This window comes from Thalassotalea sp. PS06, assembly GCF_007197775.1.
Lineage (GTDB): Bacteria > Pseudomonadota > Gammaproteobacteria > Enterobacterales > Alteromonadaceae > Thalassotalea_A.
Map to the genome: position 1 here is coordinate 2,169,882 of NZ_CP041638.1, position 20,620 is coordinate 2,190,501.

Sequence of the window (20,620 nt, forward strand, 5' to 3'; positions counted from 1 at the left end):
AAGAAAGGCGCCGTTTAGGCGCCTTTCTTTTAATAGTTATCGAATACTATTTGTGCTCGACAGCAATAATTTCGTACTCGACCTGACCACCAGGTGTTGTAACTTCCACTTCACTATCCACTTCTTTGCCGATAAGGGCACGAGCGATTGGTGAACTTACGCTGATACGGTTTTGCTTGATATCTGCTTCATCATCGCCAACGATTTGGTAAGTCACCTCTTCGTCGGTATCGATGTTTAACAAGGTTACCGTTACACCGAAAATTACTTTGTGAGTGTTTGGGATTTTGGTGATATCGATAATTTGCGCATTGCCCAGCTTACCTTCGATTTCCTGAATACGGCCTTCACAAAAACCCTGCTCTTCGCGGGCTGCATGGTACTCGGCGTTCTCTTTCAAGTCACCGTGTTCACGAGCTTCAGCAATGGCCGCCACGATTTCCGGGCGACGTACAGATTTCAAATGATTTAGCTCATCACGAAGCGCATCAGCCCCTTGAATCGTCATCGGATACGTATTCATTATTGACACCTTTTATGTAATTCTTGAATAGATGTTACTTTGTTGCGGTCGTCAGCCGAGTGCGCCATACAAGCGGCAAAGGCTGCGTTTAACGTCGTAGTATAATTAACTTTATAACGTAATGCACCGCCACGAAGCTGTTTTGAATCTTCGATGGCTTTACGACCTTCAGTGGTGTTAATAATGTAGCTGTACTCACCATTCTTGATTCTATCAAGAATGTGCGGACGACCTTCATGTACCTTGTTAACCAAACGAACTGGCACGTCAGCTTCGCCAAGAACAACGGCAGTACCGTGAGTTGCATCCAGCTTGTAACCTAAGTCGATTAACTGTTTGGCAAGTTCTACAACACGAGTCTTGTCGCTGTCACGAACAGAAATCAATGCACGACCGGTTTTTGGAACCGTTACACCAGCACCAAGGTTGGCTTTTGCGTACGCTTCTTCAAACGTATCACCAACACCCATTACCTCACCAGTAGAGCGCATTTCCGGACCAACAAGCGGGTCAACACCGTGGAACTTGTTGAATGGAATAACCACTTCTTTCACTGAGAAGAATGGCGGAATCGTTTCTTTGGTAACGCCCTGCTCATCTAACGTCTTACCAGACATTACCCGTGCAGCGATTTTCGCTAGAGGTACACCGGTAGCTTTTGATACAAATGGAACAGTACGTGCAGCACGCGGGTTTACTTCAATTAGATAAACCTTGTTATCTTTAACCGCGAACTGAGTATTCATCAGACCGATTACACCAAGCTCAAAGGCAAGTTTCGTTACCTGCTCACGCATCACGTCCTGAATTTCCTGGCTCAAGCTGTAAGCCGGTAATGAACAGGCAGAGTCACCTGAGTGAACACCGGCTTGTTCGATATGCTGCATGATACCGCCGATAACCACGTTCTTACCGTCACACATCGCATCGATATCCACTTCGATAGCATCATCAAGGAAACGGTCAAGAAGCACTGGCGCTTCGTTAGATACGCTTACCGCGTCAGTCATATAACGACGTAAGTCCTGCTCGTCATATACGATTTCCATTGCACGACCACCGAGTACATAAGATGGGCGAACAACCATTGGGAAGCCGATGTCGTTAGCTTTCGCTACCGCTTCTTCTAACGAGGTTACCGTAGCGTTTTCTGGTTGTAGCAAATCGAGACGGTCAACCGCCTGCTGGAAACGTTCACGGTCTTCAGCACGGTCGATGGCATCTGGAGAAGTACCGATAATTGGTACACCAGCCGCTTCAAGCGCACGTGCTAGTTTCAAAGGTGTTTGACCACCGTATTGAACGATAACGCCTTTCGGTTTTTCAACACGAACAATCTCTAACACGTCCTCGAACGTTACTGGTTCGAAGTACAGGCGATCTGAGGTGTCGTAGTCGGTAGATACCGTTTCTGGATTACAGTTAACCATAATGGTTTCATAACCATCTTCACGAAGCGCTAACGCTGCGTGTACACAACAGTAGTCGAATTCGATACCCTGACCGATACGGTTAGGACCACCACCTAAAATGATGATTTTGTCTTTATCTGACGGGTTAGCTTCACACTCCTCATCGTATGCAGAGTACATGTAAGCTGTATCAGAGCTAAATTCTGCCGCACAGGTATCAACACGCTTGTATACCGGGAAGATTTTCGCATTGTGACGCTTCTTACGGATTTCTGCTTCAGAAACACCGATTAGCTCAGCCAGGCGAATATCAGCAAAACCTTTACGCTTCAATAGGCGCAGGTATTCGTCGTTAAGAGCAGTCATACCGCCATCAACAACTTTTTGCTCGTGTAAAACGATATCTTCAATCTGTACCAGGAACCAACGATCAATTTTCGTGGCTTTAAATACATCTTCAACGCTCAGACCTAATCGGAAGGCATCAGCGATGTACCAGATACGTTCTGCACCGGCTTCCTGAAGCTCGTGCATGATTTTGGTTTTGGCACCCGGCTTAGTCACATCAACAATTGGATCAAAACCGTGAGCGCCTACCTCAAGACCACGAAGTGCCTTTTGCATAGATTCTTGCTGGTTACGACCAATCGCCATTACCTCACCTACAGATTTCATCTGCGTAGTAAGGCGATCTTCAGCACCTACGAATTTCTCAAAGTTAAAGCGTGGGATCTTGGTCACAACGTAATCGATAGATGGTTCGAATGATGCTGGAGTTGCACCACCGGTGATATCGTTACTTAATTCGTCAAGGGTGTAACCGATAGCAAGTTTGGCAGCAACTTTCGCAATTGGGAAACCTGTTGCTTTCGAAGCCAATGCTGAAGAGCGAGATACACGAGGGTTCATCTCGATGATAACCATACGGCCATCTTTCGGGTTAACACCAAACTGTACGTTTGAACCACCGGTTTCAACACCGATTTCACGCAGTACTGCCAACGAGGCATTACGCATGATTTGATATTCTTTGTCAGTCAGAGTCTGTGCTGGTGCAACAGTGATTGAGTCACCCGTGTGAATACCCATAGGGTCAAAGTTTTCAATGGAACAGATGATGATACAGTTGTCGTTTTTGTCACGAACAACTTCCATCTCGTATTCTTTCCAACCGATAAGCGATTCATCAATAAGTAGCTCGTTAGTCGGTGATAAATCTAAACCACGAGTACAGATTGTTTCGAATTCTTCCTGGTTGTATGCGATACCGCCACCAGTACCACCCATAGTAAACGAAGGGCGAATAATACAAGGGAAACCGATACGCTTAGCGGTTTCTTTCGCTTCTTCCATCGAGTGAACGATTTCAGCACGTGGACATTCTAAACCAATGTTTTTCATTGCCTGGTCGAAACGTTCACGGTTTTCCGCTTTATCAATGGCGTCAGCCGTTGCACCAATCATCTCAACATCAAACTCTTCAAGTACGCCGTTTGATTCAAGTTCTAGTGCACAGTTCAATGCAGTCTGACCACCCATAGTAGGTAGTACCGCATCTGGACGCTCTTTTTCGATAATACGACGAACCACTTCCCAGTGAATTGGCTCAATGTAAGTTGCATCGGCCATGTTCGGGTCGGTCATGATGGTCGCTGGGTTAGAGTTAACAAGAATAACTCGATAACCCTCTTCTTTCAGCGCTTTACAAGCCTGAGCTCCCGAATAGTCAAATTCACAGGCTTGACCAATAACAATTGGACCTGCCCCTAAAATAAGAATACTTTTTATGTCAGTACGTTTTGGCATGTTTCTACTCTATCTATTCAGTTAGCTAGCGCTTATTTGGCTTTGTATTCGTTAATTAATTCGATGAAGTGATCGAACAATGGTGCCGCATCATGTGGGCCCGGGCTTGCTTCAGGGTGACCCTGGAAGCTAAATGCCGGCTTATCAGTGCGGTGGATACCTTGCAATGAACCATCGAATAGTGACTTGTGAGTCGCTTCAAGGTTTGCAGGTAATGTCTCTTCATCTACGGCGAAACCGTGGTTTTGCGAAGTGATCATAACCACGTCGCGGCCCATGTCTTTAACCGGGTGGTTAGCACCATGGTGACCAAATTTCATTTTTACTGTGTTGGCGCCTGAAGCCAGACCTAAAAGCTGGTGACCAAGACAGATACCGAAAACCGGAATGTCGGTTTCCAGGAAAGATTTAATGGCTGAGATGGCGTAATCACATGGCTCTGGGTCACCCGGGCCATTAGAAAGGAAGATACCATCTGGGTTCATTGCTAATACTTCTGACGCTGGCGTTTGCGCTGGTACTACGGTTAATTTACAACCGCGGTCAACTAGCATACGCAGGATGTTGCGTTTAGCACCAAAGTCGTAGGCAACAACGTGGTGAGGAAACTCTTCAGGGCTTACATGGCCTTTGCCAAGCTGCCAGCTACCTTCAGACCAGGTGTATTGCTCTTTGGTTGATACAACTTTCGCCAGATCCATACCTTTCAGGCCTGGGAAGTCATTGGCAAGCGTTTGCGCTTTTTCCAAATCCAGGTCGTCGCCAGCCATAATACAGCCGTTTTGCGCGCCTTTTTCACGAAGGATTCGGGTAAGCTTACGAGTATCGATGTCGGCAATACCAAGAATGTTATTGGCAACCAGGTACTCAGATAAGGTTTGTTCGTTACGGAAATTGCTTGCTAGCAAAGGTAAGTCACGAATCACCAGACCTTTTGCCCATATATCGGCAGACTCTTCGTCTTCTTTATTCGTACCAGTGTTGCCAATATGTGGATAAGTCAAAGTGACTATTTGTTCAGCGTAGGATGGATCAGTAAGAATTTCTTGATAGCCTGTCATAGCCGTATTAAATACAACCTCGCCAACGGCTGCCCCAGTCGCACCAATTGCAGTGCCCTTAAAAATAGTGCCGTCTTCCAGCACCAAGATGGCAGATTTAGTCAATTTAACCTCCATAGTGAAGAAATAGTCTATAACTGTTAAATACTGTGCTTTCCCAAGCAGATTTAACAATTATTGAGCGGATTTAATGCCAAAAGCTAATTTTTGGCAAATTCCGCGCATTTTACGCGTTACAGAGCAATCCGTCTATAACAAATTAAAACTAATTGGCAGTTTCAGCTGAAAAACTTATCTAAACCGTCAAAAACAACAATTATCTATTTCAATCCAAGTACATCTTGCATGTCATAAAAACCATTTTTAGCACTGCTTAACCAACGTGCAGCGCGCATCGCGCCTAATGCGAAAGTCATTCGCGACGTTGCTTTGTGAGAGATCTCTAATCGCTCTCCTAAATCTGCAAAAAATGCCGTATGCTCGCCGACGATATCGCCAGCTCTTACAGTTGCAAAGCCTATGGTATCGGCTTTTCGTTCTTCGCTGATACCTTCTCGTCCATATACCGCACATTCATTTAAATCACGACCTAAGGTATCGGCGATGACCTGCCCCATCTTAACTGCGGTGCCTGATGGAGCATCTTTTTTGAAGCGATGATGAGCCTCAAAAATTTCTATATCAGTATAGTCGCCAATTGCCTGAGCGGTAATTTGCAATAACTTAAACAATAAATTCACACCAACGCTGGTATTTGGTGCCAGTACTACCGGGATCTTCTCGCCCCAGTTGCGAATACGCTGCTCTTCTTCAGCATCAAATCCTGTGGTGCCAATTAGCAATGCTTTGCCATTACTGGCACACCAGTCGATATGGCTTAATGTTGCCCCTGGCGCGGTAAAATCAATAAACACATCGGCCGCTTTTAATTCATCCATGGAAGATACGATTGGCGCGCCGACTTTACTCATGCCACATAGTTCACCGGCATCGACACCAATCAGGCTGGAGTTTTGGCGAACCGTACCACCAATCAATGTAATATCTTCTGCTTCGATAGCAGCCCTTAACAGGTTCTGTCCCATGCGGCCAGCACAACCTAAAATCGCGACGTTAATGGTCATTGATAATCCTTGTTTAAATCTGCGGCTTAACGTGCCGCTATCAAAATTCTATTTATTGCCGTAGTTACCGTAATCAGGCTCAAACTTATATCGCTCAAGCCGGGGCAAATAGTCTTCTGAATTTATTTGCCTTTCACTAAATACAAAAAAGCCGGGAAAACCCGGCTTTTTCAATATTAAAGGATATCCAGCAGTTCCACATCGAACACTAAGGTTGCATATGGAGGGATAGCACCTTGAGAACCACGCTCACCATAAGCTAGGTTGTATGGTACGTGTAAACGCCACTTTGAACCAACAGGCATCATTTGTAGTGCTTCAGTCCAACCAGCGATTACGCCGTTAACTGGGAATTCTGCAGGTTGACCGCGATCGTAAGAGCTGTCGAATACTTTACCATCAGGGAAAGTACCGTGGTAATGGGTACGAACTGTGCTGTCAGCGCTTGGCTTGTCACCGTTACCTTCAACAAGGATTTCAAACTGAAGACCAGACTCAGTTACGCTTACTTCGTCACGCTTAGCGTTTTCTGCAAGGTAAGCTTCACCAGCTGCAGCTGCTTCTTTGGCTGCCGCCGCTTCCTGCTCCTGAAGTTTCTGAGAAACAACAGTGAAAGCTTCTTGCAAATCTTCCTGGCTTACTGCACTCGCAGCACCGGCTAAAGCATCAGCAATACCCGCTTGTACTGCTGCTACGTCAAATTCTTTAAACGGGTTGTTACGTAACTGATCACCAAGTTGACGACCAACACCGTAGCTAACACGTTGTTCAATAGACTCAAATTTATTTTCTGACATGATAGGTTCTTCTATAAAAAATTCGCCGGCAAGCTTAGCATATCCTCACTTATCTCAACAGACCTTTTACTAAAGAAATATAAGGTAATATGGCAAAAGGTCAGATCAAAAGGTGATTAAATATATTATTGTTTCGACTTCTTCGGTGTTGGGATTTTTGGCTTCGGACATTGCGGGCGAACCGATGCCGAGGCATACATAGGTTCTGACGTTTGCAGATGCTTGCTAAGATTGTCGATTCGAGTTTGATTCGATGGGTGAGTCGATAACCACTCTGGTGGTTCACCACCACCAGCTTTGGCCATATTGCGCCATAGTGCCACGGACTCTTTCGGATCGAAGCCAGATTTTGCCATTAAGTCCTGACCAATGATATCCGCTTCGGTTTCATGGGTACGACCATAGGGCATTAAGATACCGTATTGCACGCCAATACCCATACCCGCCATGATCAGCGCTTTATTATCTACGTCACTAAGCGCCAACCCGGTACCTGCAACCGCCAGACCAATTTTACTGATTTGATCTGAACTTAATCGCTCGTTTGAGTGCTGGGCAATAACATGCCCTACTTCATGGCCAACAATCGCGGCCAGCTGACCGGCATTATCGGTAACTTGCAAAATACCGGTATAAACACCAATTTTGCCGCCAGGCAAGGCAAAGGCATTGACCATATCTGAGTCAAACACCACCACTTCCCAGGTGCCCTGATGGACGCTGGAGTCAACATTTACGGTGATTGCATCGGCAACACACTGAACAAACTTGTTAACCGCAGGATCCGTTGAAATCGTCTCCTGTTTTTTCATTTCATCGAATGAGCGAGCGCCCATCTGATTTAATTCATCGGGAGAATGCATCAATAGCTGACGTCGGCCTGTAGGCGATGTGCTACATGCCGTGATGAAAGCGGCAATAAACAAGGTTAGTGCAAGTGTTTTTTTGGATTGAAGTAACATTCCGGTGTTTGTCCTTTGCTGGCCATGATGGTTGTTAAGTTATTGTAAAACTCTGATTTGGATTCGCCAAGCGATAAATCGCCTCTTTTATCATCTACTGCACTCTCGCGGTATTCACTACAAAACCCTGATGCCACAAATACCCAATGGAAACTGCACTGCTGTTAAAGGAGCTATACTGGTTAAAGCAGAGGGTGTTTTATGGAAGATTGCTGATCCTTGCCTATACTTGAACACCCGAGCAAGAAAATTGTTTTCAATTATCAGAGCAAAGGATTCTCTAGGTATTGATATCCGATACCACTGAACGGCTCATTAAGGATAAAGGAATAAGAATATGCTGACACCTCAACATATCGATCATATCGTCCTCAACGCCCAGCAATCACCGCAGGAAATGCTGAATTTTTATTGTCAGGTACTCGGTTGCGTGGTTGAACGCCAGGAACCAGAATTTCACTTAACCCAATTACGCGCGGGTTTTTCTATCATAGATCTACTCACCGGCCCAGACTCAAAAAATCAGGTGAAAGAGCCCAATGGCAACGCATCCCGAAATGTAGACCATTTTTGCCTGACCGTTAACGAAACCATCGATGACCAGTTGCTAACCTGGTTTGCCGACCATGGTGTTGAATGCTCCGACATTCACGATAACTACGGTGCGCAAGGGTTTGGCGAGTCGGTATATATCAAAGATCCGCTAGGTAACACTATTGAGATCAAAACCATGAAACCAGCACCACTTTAAAATCCTATCATTATGGTTTTTCTGGCCGCGTTCAGGCGCGGCCTTGTTACCTTAGCCCGAGACTATCCTTAACACCTTTGTTAACGCCATTCCTATATCAACGGCTTTGCTTTATAATGCGCGCAATTTTTTGGCTCTAACCTCAGGATTCGTGCATTGATCACCACAGCTAACATCACCATGCAATTTGGTGCGAAACCACTTTTTGAAAACATCTCCGTAAAATTTGGTGGCGGTAATCGCTACGGCCTTATCGGCGCTAACGGTTGCGGCAAATCAACATTCATGAAGATACTTGGTGGTGATTTAGAACCCAGTGCCGGTAATGTCTCCGTTGATGTCAATGAGCGTGTCGGTAAACTTCGACAGGACCAGTTTGCGTTTGAAGAATATTCGGTAATCGATACCGTGATCATGGGTCATACTGAGCTTTGGGCGATAAAAGAAGAACGTGATCGTATCTATTCTTTACCGGAAATGAGTGAAGAGGATGGCATGAAGGTTGCCGATTTAGAAACCCAATTTGCGGAGATGGACGGTTATACCGCAGAAAGTCGTGCCGGTGAGTTATTAATGGGTGTAGGTATTCCAATTGACCAACACTTTGGCCCGATGAGCGAAATTGCTCCCGGTTGGAAACTTCGTGTGTTACTGGCACAGGCACTGTTCTCAGACCCAGATATTCTGTTACTGGACGAGCCTACCAACAACCTGGACATTCATACTATCCAATGGTTAGAAGAGATTCTTAATGAAAGAAATTCAACCATGATTATTATTTCTCACGATCGTCACTTCTTAAACAGTGTTTGTACTCACATGGCGGACTTGGATTACGGCGAGTTGCGCGTTTATCCGGGTAATTACGATGAGTACATGCTTGCAGCGACTCAAGCACGAGCTCGTCTAATGGCGGATAATGCCAAGAAGAAAGCGCAAATTTCTGAACTTCAGGAATTCGTGCGTCGTTTCTCAGCCAATGCCTCGAAAGCAAAACAGGCAACCTCCCGTGCTAAGCAAATCGATAAGATTCAACTGGATGAAGTTAAGGCTTCATCTCGTGTGAATCCATTTATCCGCTTTGAGCAGGAAAAGAAACTATTCCGTAATGCCATTGAAATTGAAAACCTGAGTAAGTCTTTCGATGCAGACATTATTTTCAAAGACATTAACCTAATGGCAGAAGTTGGCGAAAAGATTGCGGTCATCGGCGAAAACGGCATTGGTAAAACCACCTTCCTGCGCACCCTAATGGATGAGCTGCAGCCAGAAGTAGGTGAAGTTAAATGGTCTGAAAATTCCAATATTGCTTATTATGCTCAGGATCACGCCGAGCTGTTCGAGCAGGATATGACGTTATTTGACTGGATGAGTCAATGGAAGAACCCAGGCGATGATGAACAGGTAGTGCGTGGATTCTTAGGTCGCCTATTATTCTCACAAGACGATATCAATAAGTCGGTAAAAGTACTTTCCGGTGGCGAACAAGGTCGTATGCTTTTCGGCAAAATGATGATGCAAAAACCAAACATTCTGGTAATGGACGAGCCGACCAACCATATGGATATGGAATCGATCGAATCGTTAAACATCGCTCTGGAAAAATACGAAGGCACATTAATTTTCGTCAGTCACGACCGTGAATTTGTATCTTCTCTGGCAACTCGCGTGCTTGAGCTTAAAGGCGATCACTATGTAGATTTTGCCGGTGGTTATGAAGAATATCTGGCCAGCCAGGATAACTAATCAATAGCAATAATTGATAATAAAAAGGAGTCGTAAAGACTCCTTTTTTGTTTTAAATCAACATTTATAATTTAAATCAGAGGGTTAGAAAATATATTTCATAAACACTTGTCAACATATCTTAAATGGGAGTAAGCTGAAATTAACTCGAAAGAAACATTAAGGTGGTTGATGAGCGAAAACAAAACCCAGTTAACAGACCTTAATCCCGATACCTTTATCGCTGCTATCGAACATTCGGTAAAACGCCAGGACAGCGAGCAACTACTACAACTTTTTGCAGCCATCACCAAACAAAAACCTCAACTTTGGGGAACTTCCATCATAGGCTTCGGTCAATATCATTACCGCTATGATTCAGGACGTGAAGGAGACTTTCTAAGGACCGGCTTTTCGCCTCGAAAACAAAATATCGCGATTTATATTATTCTCGGCTTTCAACCTTACCAGGATTTACTGGCGAAATTAGGAAAGCACAAAACAGGAAAATCCTGTCTCTACATTAATAAATTAGCCGATATCGATATTGAGGTTTTAAAGCAGTTAATTGAAAAAAGTTATCAGGATATGGCAGAAAAATATCCTTTATAAATCAAAAGCTAACAAAGAGGAAAACCACTAACTCTCACTAATTATAAATTTTTACCCTATCTAAGCTTGTAAGGTCGAATCATCGTCCCCATGCTTATTATGAAGACTCGAAAAAAGGAGAGCTGTATGAAAATAAATATTTCAGGCCATCATGTAGAAGTAACCGAGGCTATCGCCGATGTCATTCATAGCAAATACGCTAAAGTCGGTAACCACTTTCCCAGCCTTATGTCTCTGGATATCATTTTAAAGGTTGAAAAAAACATCCAAAAAATCGAAGTCACTACTCTGTACGAAAATGTGAAAGTTTCCATTACTGCCGTTGCCGATGATATGTATAAAGCAATTGGCAATTCCGTCAAAAAGCTTGAATCTGCCCTTGCCCATCGCAAAGGGGTGATCAATGCGAATCTGCACGATAAGTTTGAGGTTCAGGAACAAGAACTCGTCGCGCAAACCCACTAACGCTTAATTTAACCAGAAAAAAAAGAGCATCACATTGATGCTCTTTTTTATTATCTGGAATAAAGCAATGCTCTTAACTCTGAATTCTGCTGTCTGCCGTCTGCAATCTTTCGTTTTTATTCCGAATCTTCCGTATACTCGCCAGGTTTGCGGCGCATAACCGGCATATCGCCAATATCTTCGGCTTCATGGAATATCCGTTTCTTCGGTTTCGCCTTAGGCTTCGCTGCCTTTTTCTGCACAGGTTTGGCGTCATGACCTTTCTGATCCGGTTTGCGTTTTGGTTTTGGCTTCACGCCTTTAAACTTTGCTTCAAAACCTTCGATAACGCTAAATTCAATCGTCTGTTGTAAAAACGCCTGAATATTTAAGTAACTCTGCCAATCTTTAGGGCCGATAAACGAGATAGCATCACCCTTCTCGCCCGCACGACCGGTACGGCCGATACGATGTACGTATTCTTCCGGATGCTTGGGTAAATCAAAATTGATGACATGGGAAACATTAACCAAATCCAGACCGCGAGAAGCCAGATCCGTGGTTACCAGAACCTTCGCCTGCCCTTTCGCAAACTGCTCCATAATGCGATTGCGATCCGCTTGTTTTAAATCACCACTTAAGGCCAATGATTCAATACCTTGTTCCTGCAAAAATACCGCCAGACGCTCGGTATCCGCGCGGGTTGCAGTGAAGATAATCATCTGCTGGAAGGATTCATTGGCAAGCAAATGGTTTAGCAGTGCTTCTTTATGATCAAGATGATCACTTAACACAAAGCGCTGATGGATGTCTTTGTGCTCAGAGGTGATTTCGCCAACGGCAATTCGCTTCGGTTTATTTAGCAAATCCAGAGCAAAGTCTTCAACTTGTTGGTGATCCATGGTTGCCGAGAACATCAATGTTTGACGTTTGCGGTGATCAGCTGCCTGATGAATGCGTTTTAGTTGGTCGGCAAAGCCTAAATCCAGCATACGGTCTGCTTCATCAAGAATAAGCAGTTCTAAGCCGTGTAAGTAAAAATGCCCCTGATCGAGGTGGTCGGCTAAGCGACCTGGCGTTGCCACAATAATATGCGGTTCACGGGATAAGACTTTCACTTGATCATTAAAATTCTCGCCGCCAAGAATTAATACCGATTTAAACTGAGTGCCGGAGCTAACCAAACGCAGTTGGCTAAATACCTGCTTTGCTAATTCCCGGGTTGGCGTCAGGATGACCACGCGCGGATCACGTTTTGCCAACGCTCTTTGGCGAATTAAACGGTGTAACGCTGGCAACAAGAACGCCAGGGTTTTACCAGAACCGGTTTTTGAGGAAGCGATAAGGTCATTACCTGCCATTGCCGCAGGTATCGCCTGTTGTTGAATGTCCGATGCCTTTTCAAAGCCCAAATGGTCAATGGCTTTGACTAATCGGTTATCCAGATTAAATTGATCAAATTGCAAAAATCTATATTCCTTACACTAAGAGTGTTTTCATTAAAACTAACGCACGAGGCATGAAACAGGTCGTGCGTTATCATTATTATACTATTTAAGAGTGTAGGCTTACTGCTGAGCTCTTGCATCAATAAAGGCAATCGCCTTTTCAATGCGAGTTTGCACTTGTGCAGGCTCAAGCAATGCCAGGGTTACATCCAATGATGGAGAATTACCACCACCAGTAGAAGCTACACGCAATGGCATACCCACTTTACCCATGCCCACTTCAAGCTCTTCTGCTGTGCCATTAATTGCCGCCTGAATATTCTCAGGTGTCCAATCACTAATGGCTGCAAGCTTGGCCTTAACAAGCTCAAGTGGCTCTTTAGCCACACCGCGAAGGTGCTTCTTCGCCGCTTTCTCGTCAAATTCCTGATACTCTTCATAGAAATAACGGCTGATTTGCGCCATTTCTTTCAGAGTTTTCACACGATCTGCCTGAACCTTAACAACGTCCGAAAGAGCCGGACCATTGTCGGTGTTAATGCCCTGCTCGTTCATGTGCCATTGTAGGTGGCTGGCAACGTATTCTGGATCCAACGACTTCATGTAGTGCTGGTTTACCCAAATCAGCTTTTCGGTATTGAACGCAGACGGCGCTCGGTTACAACCTGATAAGTCAAACAGCTCAATCATCTCTTCACGAGAGAAGATTTCCTGATCGCCATGGGACCAGCCAAGGCGTACTAAATAGTTAAGCAGGGCTTCTGGCAGGTAACCGTCATCACGATACTGCATTACCCCAACGGCGCCGTGACGCTTGGATAAACGCTTACCATCATCACCCAGAATCATCGGGATATGAGCGTATTTCGGCAGTGGCGCGCCAAGGGCATTTAGAATGTTAATTTGACGAGGCGTGTTGTTAACGTGGTCATCACCGCGGATAACATGGGTAATTTTCATATCCCAGTCGTCAACCACAACCGTTAGGTTATAGGTTGGAGAACCATCAGAACGGGCAATGATCAAATCATCCAGCTCCTGGTTAGAGATTTCGATATTACCTTTTACCAGGTCTTCAATGATAACCGAGCCATCTAATGGGTTTTTAAAACGGATTACGTAAGGCTTGTCTTCAGGGTAATCGGTGCGATCACGCCACATGCCGTTATAACGCGGCTTTTCACCTTTAGCGCGCTGTTCTTCACGCATGGCTTCAACTTCTTCCGGGGTACAGTAACAACGATAGGCCTGGCCGTTATCGATTAACTGTTGAATCACTTCTTTGTAGCGATCAAAGCGCTTAGTTTGAAAATATGGACCTAAGTTCCAGTCAAGGTTCAACCAGTTCATACCGTCCATAATCGCATCAACCGATGCCTGAGTTGAACGTTCTAAATCCGTATCTTCAATCCTAAGCACAAAATCACCGCCATTCTTTTTGGCAAATAACCAGCTATATAGGGCTGTACGGGCACCACCAACGTGCAAGTAACCAGTTGGGCTTGGTGCAAAACGGGTTGTTAAAGTCATATTTATCTCACTAACAAAGTCTCTGCCCCTAACATATTGCTGCGGCAGAAAAACACGGAAAAATTTGCGGCATATTTTAGCAGAGGAAGTGAGTAGTTAAAATGTGAAATTTGCCAGGGAGTTAAATTTCACATTAACGCAACTGCAAGCGTTGCTGCGGGTACACAATCAGAGATTGTTCCATGTACGTGTCAGAAAACGTCACTTCGAGTACACAATCGAAGATTGTTCCGGGTTACCGACATGGACGTTGGTATGCAGAATTTGTCTGGAACCGAAATTCTGTACCCGCGACTCAAAACGTCGCTTCGAGTAAAAAGCAAAAACCCTCGAGTCATTCCCTGATACTACAGGGAATCTTAGCTAGGGCCGAATGTCTCTGAAGTGCCACAAGCGGGAGTTAAAACTCCCTGAGTACGTATCGTAAACGATACTCCGAGTATGTGACGTAAAGCGTCACTTCGGGTACACAATCAAAGATTGTTCCGGGTACGCGACAAAAAACGTCGCTTCGAGTAAAAAGCAAAAACCCAAGTGTCATTCCCAGATACTACAGGGAATCTTGGCTAGAGCCGAATGTCTCTAGTGTGCCAATAGCTGCCGTACACTTTAATTAAAAAATAAGAGTAATATTACAAATGAATATGCAGCAATGCAGTTAATAAGGAGCATTGCTTTTATGCGCGGAGTGTTAACATCTAGCCAGCTTTTCGGGTAATAATAGAAAAGCAAAACTTTCTTTGTATGTCCTTCTTTTACTTTGAAAAACACTCCTTCAAAAATATTCTCTGAAATATGCTTTTCGTATTTGCTCACATCAAAAAAAATAACAAGCTGTAAAACTAAGGATGTTAGTCCAGTCACTATTGCTAAATATTGATACATTGCTTATTCAAATCCTTCCTTGATTGCGGCTGATTATCGCTCTCAGCGGACATCAGTGACCGCCATGTTACCTATCTAATTTACTGGCTAGTAATCGAAAGTCAATCTAACTACGTCAATTAACAATTAACGAGAATAATGCAAAAAGAGCATAGGAGCTGGTGACTTGTGGCTCTTGTCTTCGATGATCTATGTATGGTGAACGGTACTGGGCTCGAACCAGTGATTCGGCGCGGGTTGTTAATTGCGGGCGGTGCTCTTCCAATTGATTTTCTTAATAAGGGTACACAACCGAAGGTTGTTCCGAGAACGTGACAAAAAACGTCACTTCGGGTACATAATCAAAGATTATTTCGAGTACGCGATAGAAAACATCGCTTCGAGTGAAAATTTTGGACTTAATATACTGGAGGATGGAACTGGGCGCGGATCAACTTTCTGAATACTGTTGTCTGCCATCTGAATTCTCTCATTAAAAATGAGAATGGTGGACGGTACTGGGCTCGAACCAGTGATTCGGCGTGGGTTGTTAAGTGCGGGCGGTGCTCTCCCTACTAACTTTTCTTATTGAAAGTACACAACCAGAGGTTGTTTCGAGAACGTGACAAAAAACGTCACTTCGGGTACATAATCAAAGATTATTTCGAGGACGCGATAGAAAACATCGCTTCGAGTGAAAGTATTGGACTTACAATAATGATGGACTGTACTGAACTCGGATCGGCTTTCTGAATACTGTTGTCTGCTATCTGAATTCTCTCATTAAAAATGAGAATGGTGGACGGTACTGGGCTCGAACCAGTGACCCCCGCCTTGTAAGGGCGGTGCTCTCCCAACTGAGCTAACCGTCCAGGGAGAAACGCATAAAATTTAGAAAATCCAAATTTTATAAGACTGCAGAGTACAGGTTTCTGAATGCTGTTGTCTGCCATCTGAATACTCTCATTAGAAATGAGAATGGTGGACGGTACTGGGCTCGAACCAGTGACCCCCGCCTTGTAAGGGCGGTGCTCTCCCAACTGAGCTAACCGTCCAGGGAGAATACCTTAAGAAGACTCTTAAGATTGAATGCTTAAATGGTGGACGGTACTGGGCTCGAACCAGTGACCCCCGCCTTGTAAGGGCGGTGCTCTCCCAACTGAGCTAACCGTCCATTTAAGACATTCACAAACAGACCATGAAATCATGGTGGACGGTACTGGGCTCGAACCAGTGACCCCCGCCTTGTAAGGGCGGTGCTCTCCCAACTGAGCTAACCGTCCGTCTGTGTGGTTGCGTATTATAGGGATCGGCAAAAAGCTGTCAACACAAAGTTTAAATAATTTCGGAAAATGCGTTTGTTTGCCGAAATTTACAGCAATTCGATTTTCTATTGTTCGAATAAGTGCAAAGTATGCCGAATTCGTTCAAAACCCGACCTCAGATTAGCCGATGAATATCGAAATACCACGCCTTTGTTAACGGAATACCTGCACTTAAATGCCAATTTATTTAGCCTGCAAACGAAAAAAGTCGTAATTAAGTATGGGTGAATGTAAAAGAGTATTTATATTCCCCCCTATACCCCACCAACCGTATTGGTCAAAAAACCAGCAGTTACAGCATGTTGCGCCAATTTACAATTTAGAGCACGAGATATTTCATTGTAATAACTTGTTACATCCAGTCAAAAACCATTAGCAACTAATTTACGTTCTTGTGCCATCTATATAGGTGTTACCAATTAACAAATTCTTTACAACGTGATGTGTGTAAAGCAACTAAGGAAGAGAACCATGAAAACTTTAAAAGTAATCGCAACAACTGGTCTTATCGCTTCGCTAACTGCTTTTGGCGTAAATGCACAAGGTGCTTACAACACTTACATGGAAACTGCATTGGTTGATACCTGTAAAGCAGCTATGTCTAACAGCACTATGAAATTGCGTTCAACGCTGAAAAGCTATCGCCTGGACGCCAAAACAGCTGCTCTGGGTTTGGTATGTAATGGCGAAGACGTAATTACATTTGCGTCTAATCGCGGTGCGATGAAAACTGCCGATTATATGAATGAAAAACTTGACGGTGCCAGTATCATAGATTTGGCAGCCAATGACCGCGTTATTTATGAAGTAACCTTCGACGACGCTCCTGAATAAGCTAACAAGTTCATAGCAGACACGACACTGAATTATTATCGATTATACTCCCCCGGTATTCGATAATAGCACCCCTACTCCCAAGGGGTGCGCCCTCTTTAGCTTCTAGGTTCATTAAGACGTTTTCGATTTCTGTTGGCAGAATGCCATTACTTCGATTGCCTTCGATTACTAGGGTCGCTGTGATAAACTTGAGGTTTACTACACTATGTATGCAAGGAATCAAGTTGTCAGACTTTATCGAACTGGACGAGAGCGATATCACTACCATTGATGTATATGCTGAGCCACTAGAGCTATACAAGCTGCTGAAAATTGCCAACCTGGTTGGTGGAGGCGGTGAAGCCAAAATGCTTATTGCTGATGGATATGTCGGTGTAAACGGTGAGCTTTGTCAACAAAAGCGCAAGAAGATCTATCAAGGCGATTTGGTTGAATTTAATGGCGAATTTATGCAGATTCGTTTGGTCGATGCACCACCTCAGTTAAAGCCGAAACCTAAACCGGTTGAGGCACGCCCGTCCGCTACAGGCGAAAAGTCGCAGAAAAACAAAGGCATAAACAATAAAGCAAAGAGCAAGCGTTCTTCGTCTAAAGGTAAATCCGACAAACCGTCGGATAAAGGTTCACGCTCAGGTCGACGTTCTATATCTTTTTAGCAAATTGGGGTAGATTGTTCAGTAACCACTTCAAGTAAGCCATCAGGTGTGAAATCATGCTAGAAATGAAAACCGAGTGCGAATCCTGCCAGGCTAAAACCGAACCCACTGCGGTGGCTTATACCAACCCCATCAAATTATTGCTCACTCAGTGAGAATTTAAAGGCTTTTAGACAAGGCTTTGATTGCAGAGAATGGTTATTCCGCTCTCAAAATGAGCCAAAATAAGTAACGTAGTCCAAACGCCTTTAAAACTCACCCGTAGGGAGTTAGTGAGAGGCCCATTTCCTGCCCTATATTTCATTAATATAGAATGGCTATATCAATAAAATCTATGTTGCAAATGAACCTCGGCCCTAACTCTGAGTTGTGCACAAACTTAATGTGATTGGTATTACATTTGCTCGTATGAATGCACATTCTGTAAGGAATGCTCGGCGACAATGAATTTTATCTGTCCAAACTGTAACGGCGAACTGGTTCTTCGCCCTACCCGTCAAACCAACGCCAGCCAGTAATCTTTTGCGATAACTAAAGATATAAAGTTAATCAATTTTAGAGATGGCCAAACAACTCAGGTTCTTTGGCCAGATTGCTGCTAAAACGGGTTAGAGTGTTAAAGCGCTTTTTCCCAAAACTCCGCGCAACCAAGTTGCGGGTTTAGCTCATATCCGGCAAAGCCAAATTTCAAATAACTTTGTTTAGCCACTTCATTACCCTGCAATACTTCCAGCGTCAATTTACAGCAGCCTTTATCTTTGGCGATGCGTTCCGCTTCGGTTAATAACAAATGACTAATTTTACGCCCACGAAACTCAGGCAACACCGCCATGTCGTGGACATTTAATAACGGCTTGGCTTTGAAGGTAGAAAATCCAAACATACAATTAGCAATGCCGGCCGGTTGACCGTCCACATAGGCAAGCAAGGTTAATGCCGAAGCTTGTTCAGCAAGCTTGGCACAAAGGTTTTCGCGAACATAATCTGAAATTGGTTCGTTACCGCCCATCGGATCTTCTGCATATGCGTTGAGCAACATGATCAGATCCTGTCCATGTTTCGGGTTGGTATAATCAGCAACGATAATCTCTACGGACATGGTAATTCCTTTTCTGATGTTGAATTAACTTAACAGGTCACGGGCAATGATCAGCCTTTGAATTTCGCTGGTACCTTCATAAATTGAGGTAATGCGAACATCCCTTGCCATGCGCTCTAATGGATATTCTTTGATGTAGCCAGCGCCACCTAACATTTGCAGGGCATCATAACAGGCTTTATTGGCTTTTTCGCTAGCAAATAACTTTGCCATAGACGCTTGTGTGGCAAAGCTTTTGCCCTGCTCTTTTAAACTTGCCGCCTGCATCAACAACATTTTCGCCGCTTCCATCTCGGTATATCGGTCCGCCAGCATCCATTGTAATCCCTGGAATTTAGCAAGCGGTTGATCAAACTGTTTGCGCTCCTGAATGAAATCTTTGGCGTAATCCAGTGCTGCTAATCCAACACCTAATGCCAAAGAACCGATGCCGATGCGGCCACCGGCAAGTTCTGATACTGCAATCGCATAGCCTTTGTTTTCTTTACCCAACATATTGGCTGCCGGAACCCGACAGTTTTCGAAATGAACCTCATTCGTTGGCGAGGCTTTTTGCCCCATTTTTTCTTCGGCTTTGCTGATGTTAAGGCCTGGTGTATTGGTGTCTACCAAAAAGCAGGAAATGCCCTTGCCTTTTGCTGCTGAGGTATCGGTTACCGCCCACACTACAAAAACACCGGCAATAGAACCACTGGTGATATAAATCTTACTGCCATTTAGCACATAATCATCACCGTCTTTTACGGCTGTGGTTTTCATGCCTGCCGGATCAGACCCCGCCGACGGCTCAGTTAAACAAAAACCGCCTGCCAGAAATTCACCTGAACAGATCTTCGGCAGGTAGGTTTGCTTTTGCTCTTCATTGCCTACGGCCTGAATCACTTCCGCGACCATATTGGTTACCGAGGTAGTAACGGCAGTGGAAGCACAGGCTTTTGCCAGCTCTGTAATGGCCAAAGAAAATGCTACGGTTCCGGCTTCAACGCCACCATATTGACCATCGATATTCAGGCCCATAAAACCAAGCTCTGCTAATTTCGCAAGATTGCTGTTAAATAAAGCTTCATCCGATTTGGCGTCAAGCTGCGCCGCCACCGGCGCGAGTTCAGATTCCGCGAACTTTTTCGCCATATCCTGGATCATTTGTTGTTCTTCAGTCAGGCAAATATTCATAACCTACTACCTTCTCTCATAATTTTGATGGCCAAACCTTACACCTGATTAATCATAGACTCCATTAAGCCGCGGACACGAAGTTGTGTGTAGTGTATTTAAAACTGAACAAACGATGTGCTGATGCGGAGAAGCTAATGCGAGAGCTTTGCGCATCAGCAGGGTTTTGGCCATGGAAGGCCTATATGCCGAAAATGCAGGAGCAATTTTCGGTGACAAACGATGCAAACAACGCGGCGCTAGGGTGACAAACGATGCAAACAGCACATCGTTAGGCTGACAATCGCCGCAAACAACGCGGCGCTAGGGTGACAAACGATGCAGAAAGCGCATCTTTAGGGTGACAGACATCGCGACAACCGATGTCAGGTAAGATCGAAGCCGATATTCAAGATGTCGCGCCACTTCCACCTCCCACCCTCCACCTTCCACCTCAAATAATCTCTCGGCAATTGCTCCATGCATTGCTCT

General features: G+C 44.5%; 17 protein-coding genes and 4 tRNA genes. 7 read left to right on the forward strand and 14 right to left on the reverse strand.

Annotated features, from left to right (window positions below; genetic code table 11):
- Positions 1 to 46: 46 nt before the first annotated feature.
- The 6 genes from greA to FNC98_RS09685 form a co-directional block, all read right to left on the reverse strand.
- Positions 47 to 523, reverse strand: a complete 477-nt coding sequence (greA, locus tag FNC98_RS09660) for a transcription elongation factor GreA (RefSeq protein WP_143581034.1) — start codon at positions 521 to 523, stop codon at positions 47 to 49.
- On the reverse strand, positions 523 to 3,741 hold the full coding sequence (gene carB, locus FNC98_RS09665; RefSeq protein WP_143581035.1) for a carbamoyl-phosphate synthase large subunit: 3,219 nt from the start codon (positions 3,739 to 3,741) through the stop codon (positions 523 to 525). Before carB ends, greA begins: the two co-directional genes overlap by 1 nt.
- A gap of 32 nt (positions 3,742 to 3,773) precedes the next feature.
- Positions 3,774 to 4,907 (reverse strand): glutamine-hydrolyzing carbamoyl-phosphate synthase small subunit, encoded by a 1,134-nt coding sequence (gene carA / locus FNC98_RS09670; protein WP_143581036.1) that lies wholly within the window; start codon positions 4,905 to 4,907, stop codon positions 3,774 to 3,776.
- A 215-nt stretch (positions 4,908 to 5,122) separates the two neighbouring features.
- Positions 5,123 to 5,926 (reverse strand): 4-hydroxy-tetrahydrodipicolinate reductase, encoded by an 804-nt coding sequence (gene dapB / locus FNC98_RS09675; protein ID WP_143581037.1) that lies wholly within the window; start codon positions 5,924 to 5,926, stop codon positions 5,123 to 5,125.
- A 176-nt stretch (positions 5,927 to 6,102) separates the two neighbouring features.
- The gene (locus FNC98_RS09680; protein WP_143581038.1) at positions 6,103 to 6,723 is read right to left on the reverse strand and encodes an FKBP-type peptidyl-prolyl cis-trans isomerase; all 621 of its coding nucleotides are present in this window, start codon (positions 6,721 to 6,723) and stop codon (positions 6,103 to 6,105) included.
- Positions 6,724 to 6,848: 125 nt separating this feature from the next.
- Positions 6,849 to 7,685: a M48 family metallopeptidase gene (locus FNC98_RS09685; protein WP_143581039.1), complete on the reverse strand. Its 837-nt coding sequence runs from the start codon at positions 7,683 to 7,685 to the stop codon at positions 6,849 to 6,851.
- A gap of 337 nt (positions 7,686 to 8,022) precedes the next feature.
- Here FNC98_RS09685 and FNC98_RS09690 point away from each other — a divergent pair, with 337 nt between their 5' ends.
- The 4 genes from FNC98_RS09690 to hpf all read left to right on the forward strand — a co-directional run bounded on the left by FNC98_RS09690 (position 8,023) and on the right by hpf (position 11,238).
- Positions 8,023 to 8,436: a VOC family protein gene (locus tag FNC98_RS09690; RefSeq protein ID WP_143581040.1), complete on the forward strand. Its 414-nt coding sequence runs from the start codon at positions 8,023 to 8,025 to the stop codon at positions 8,434 to 8,436.
- Positions 8,437 to 8,592: 156 nt separating this feature from the next.
- On the forward strand, positions 8,593 to 10,182 hold the full coding sequence (locus FNC98_RS09695) for an ABC-F family ATPase (protein WP_143581041.1): 1,590 nt from the start codon (positions 8,593 to 8,595) through the stop codon (positions 10,180 to 10,182).
- Positions 10,183 to 10,353: 171 nt separating this feature from the next.
- Positions 10,354 to 10,773, forward strand: a complete 420-nt coding sequence (locus FNC98_RS09700) for a DUF1801 domain-containing protein (RefSeq protein ID WP_143581042.1) — start codon at positions 10,354 to 10,356, stop codon at positions 10,771 to 10,773.
- A 126-nt stretch (positions 10,774 to 10,899) separates the two neighbouring features.
- Positions 10,900 to 11,238, forward strand: a complete 339-nt coding sequence (gene hpf / locus FNC98_RS09705) for a ribosome hibernation-promoting factor, HPF/YfiA family (protein ID WP_143581043.1) — start codon at positions 10,900 to 10,902, stop codon at positions 11,236 to 11,238.
- Between the two features lie 116 nt (positions 11,239 to 11,354).
- Here the strand turns inward: hpf and FNC98_RS09710 are convergent, their stop codons facing one another.
- From FNC98_RS09710 to FNC98_RS09735, 6 genes are all read right to left on the reverse strand, one after another.
- The gene (locus FNC98_RS09710; protein WP_143581044.1) at positions 11,355 to 12,683 is read right to left on the reverse strand and encodes a DEAD/DEAH box helicase; all 1,329 of its coding nucleotides are present in this window, start codon (positions 12,681 to 12,683) and stop codon (positions 11,355 to 11,357) included.
- Between the two features lie 102 nt (positions 12,684 to 12,785).
- The gene (gltX, locus tag FNC98_RS09715) at positions 12,786 to 14,195 is read right to left on the reverse strand and encodes a glutamate--tRNA ligase (RefSeq protein WP_143581045.1); all 1,410 of its coding nucleotides are present in this window, start codon (positions 14,193 to 14,195) and stop codon (positions 12,786 to 12,788) included.
- Positions 14,196 to 15,855: 1,660 nt separating this feature from the next.
- A tRNA-Val gene (locus FNC98_RS09720) sits at positions 15,856 to 15,931 on the reverse strand.
- A gap of 107 nt (positions 15,932 to 16,038) precedes the next feature.
- Positions 16,039 to 16,114 (reverse strand) — tRNA-Val (locus tag FNC98_RS09725).
- 43 nt (positions 16,115 to 16,157) lie between these two features.
- Positions 16,158 to 16,233: transfer RNA gene (locus FNC98_RS09730), tRNA-Val, on the reverse strand.
- A 33-nt stretch (positions 16,234 to 16,266) separates the two neighbouring features.
- Positions 16,267 to 16,342 (reverse strand) — tRNA-Val (locus FNC98_RS09735).
- Positions 16,343 to 16,855: 513 nt separating this feature from the next.
- Here FNC98_RS09735 and FNC98_RS09740 point away from each other — a divergent pair.
- The 3 genes from FNC98_RS09740 (at position 16,856) to FNC98_RS17090 (ending at position 18,395) form a co-directional block, all read left to right on the forward strand.
- Positions 16,856 to 17,218: a DUF3718 domain-containing protein gene (locus FNC98_RS09740; protein WP_185967923.1), complete on the forward strand. Its 363-nt coding sequence runs from the start codon at positions 16,856 to 16,858 to the stop codon at positions 17,216 to 17,218.
- 227 nt (positions 17,219 to 17,445) lie between these two features.
- Positions 17,446 to 17,877, forward strand: coding sequence for an RNA-binding S4 domain-containing protein (locus FNC98_RS09745; protein ID WP_260680337.1), 432 nt, complete (start codon positions 17,446 to 17,448; stop codon positions 17,875 to 17,877).
- 398 nt (positions 17,878 to 18,275) lie between these two features.
- On the forward strand, positions 18,276 to 18,395 hold the full coding sequence (locus tag FNC98_RS17090; protein ID WP_144035525.1) for a DUF1272 domain-containing protein: 120 nt from the start codon (positions 18,276 to 18,278) through the stop codon (positions 18,393 to 18,395).
- A gap of 98 nt (positions 18,396 to 18,493) precedes the next feature.
- Here FNC98_RS17090 and FNC98_RS09755 read toward each other — a convergent pair whose 3' ends face one another.
- Complete coding sequence (locus tag FNC98_RS09755) at positions 18,494 to 18,976, reverse strand: GNAT family N-acetyltransferase (protein ID WP_143581048.1); 483 nt, start codon at positions 18,974 to 18,976, stop codon at positions 18,494 to 18,496.
- Positions 18,977 to 19,000: 24 nt separating this feature from the next.
- Positions 19,001 to 20,149, reverse strand: coding sequence for an acyl-CoA dehydrogenase family protein (locus tag FNC98_RS09760; protein ID WP_143581049.1), 1,149 nt, complete (start codon positions 20,147 to 20,149; stop codon positions 19,001 to 19,003).
- Between the last annotated feature and the right edge of the window lie 471 nt (positions 20,150 to 20,620).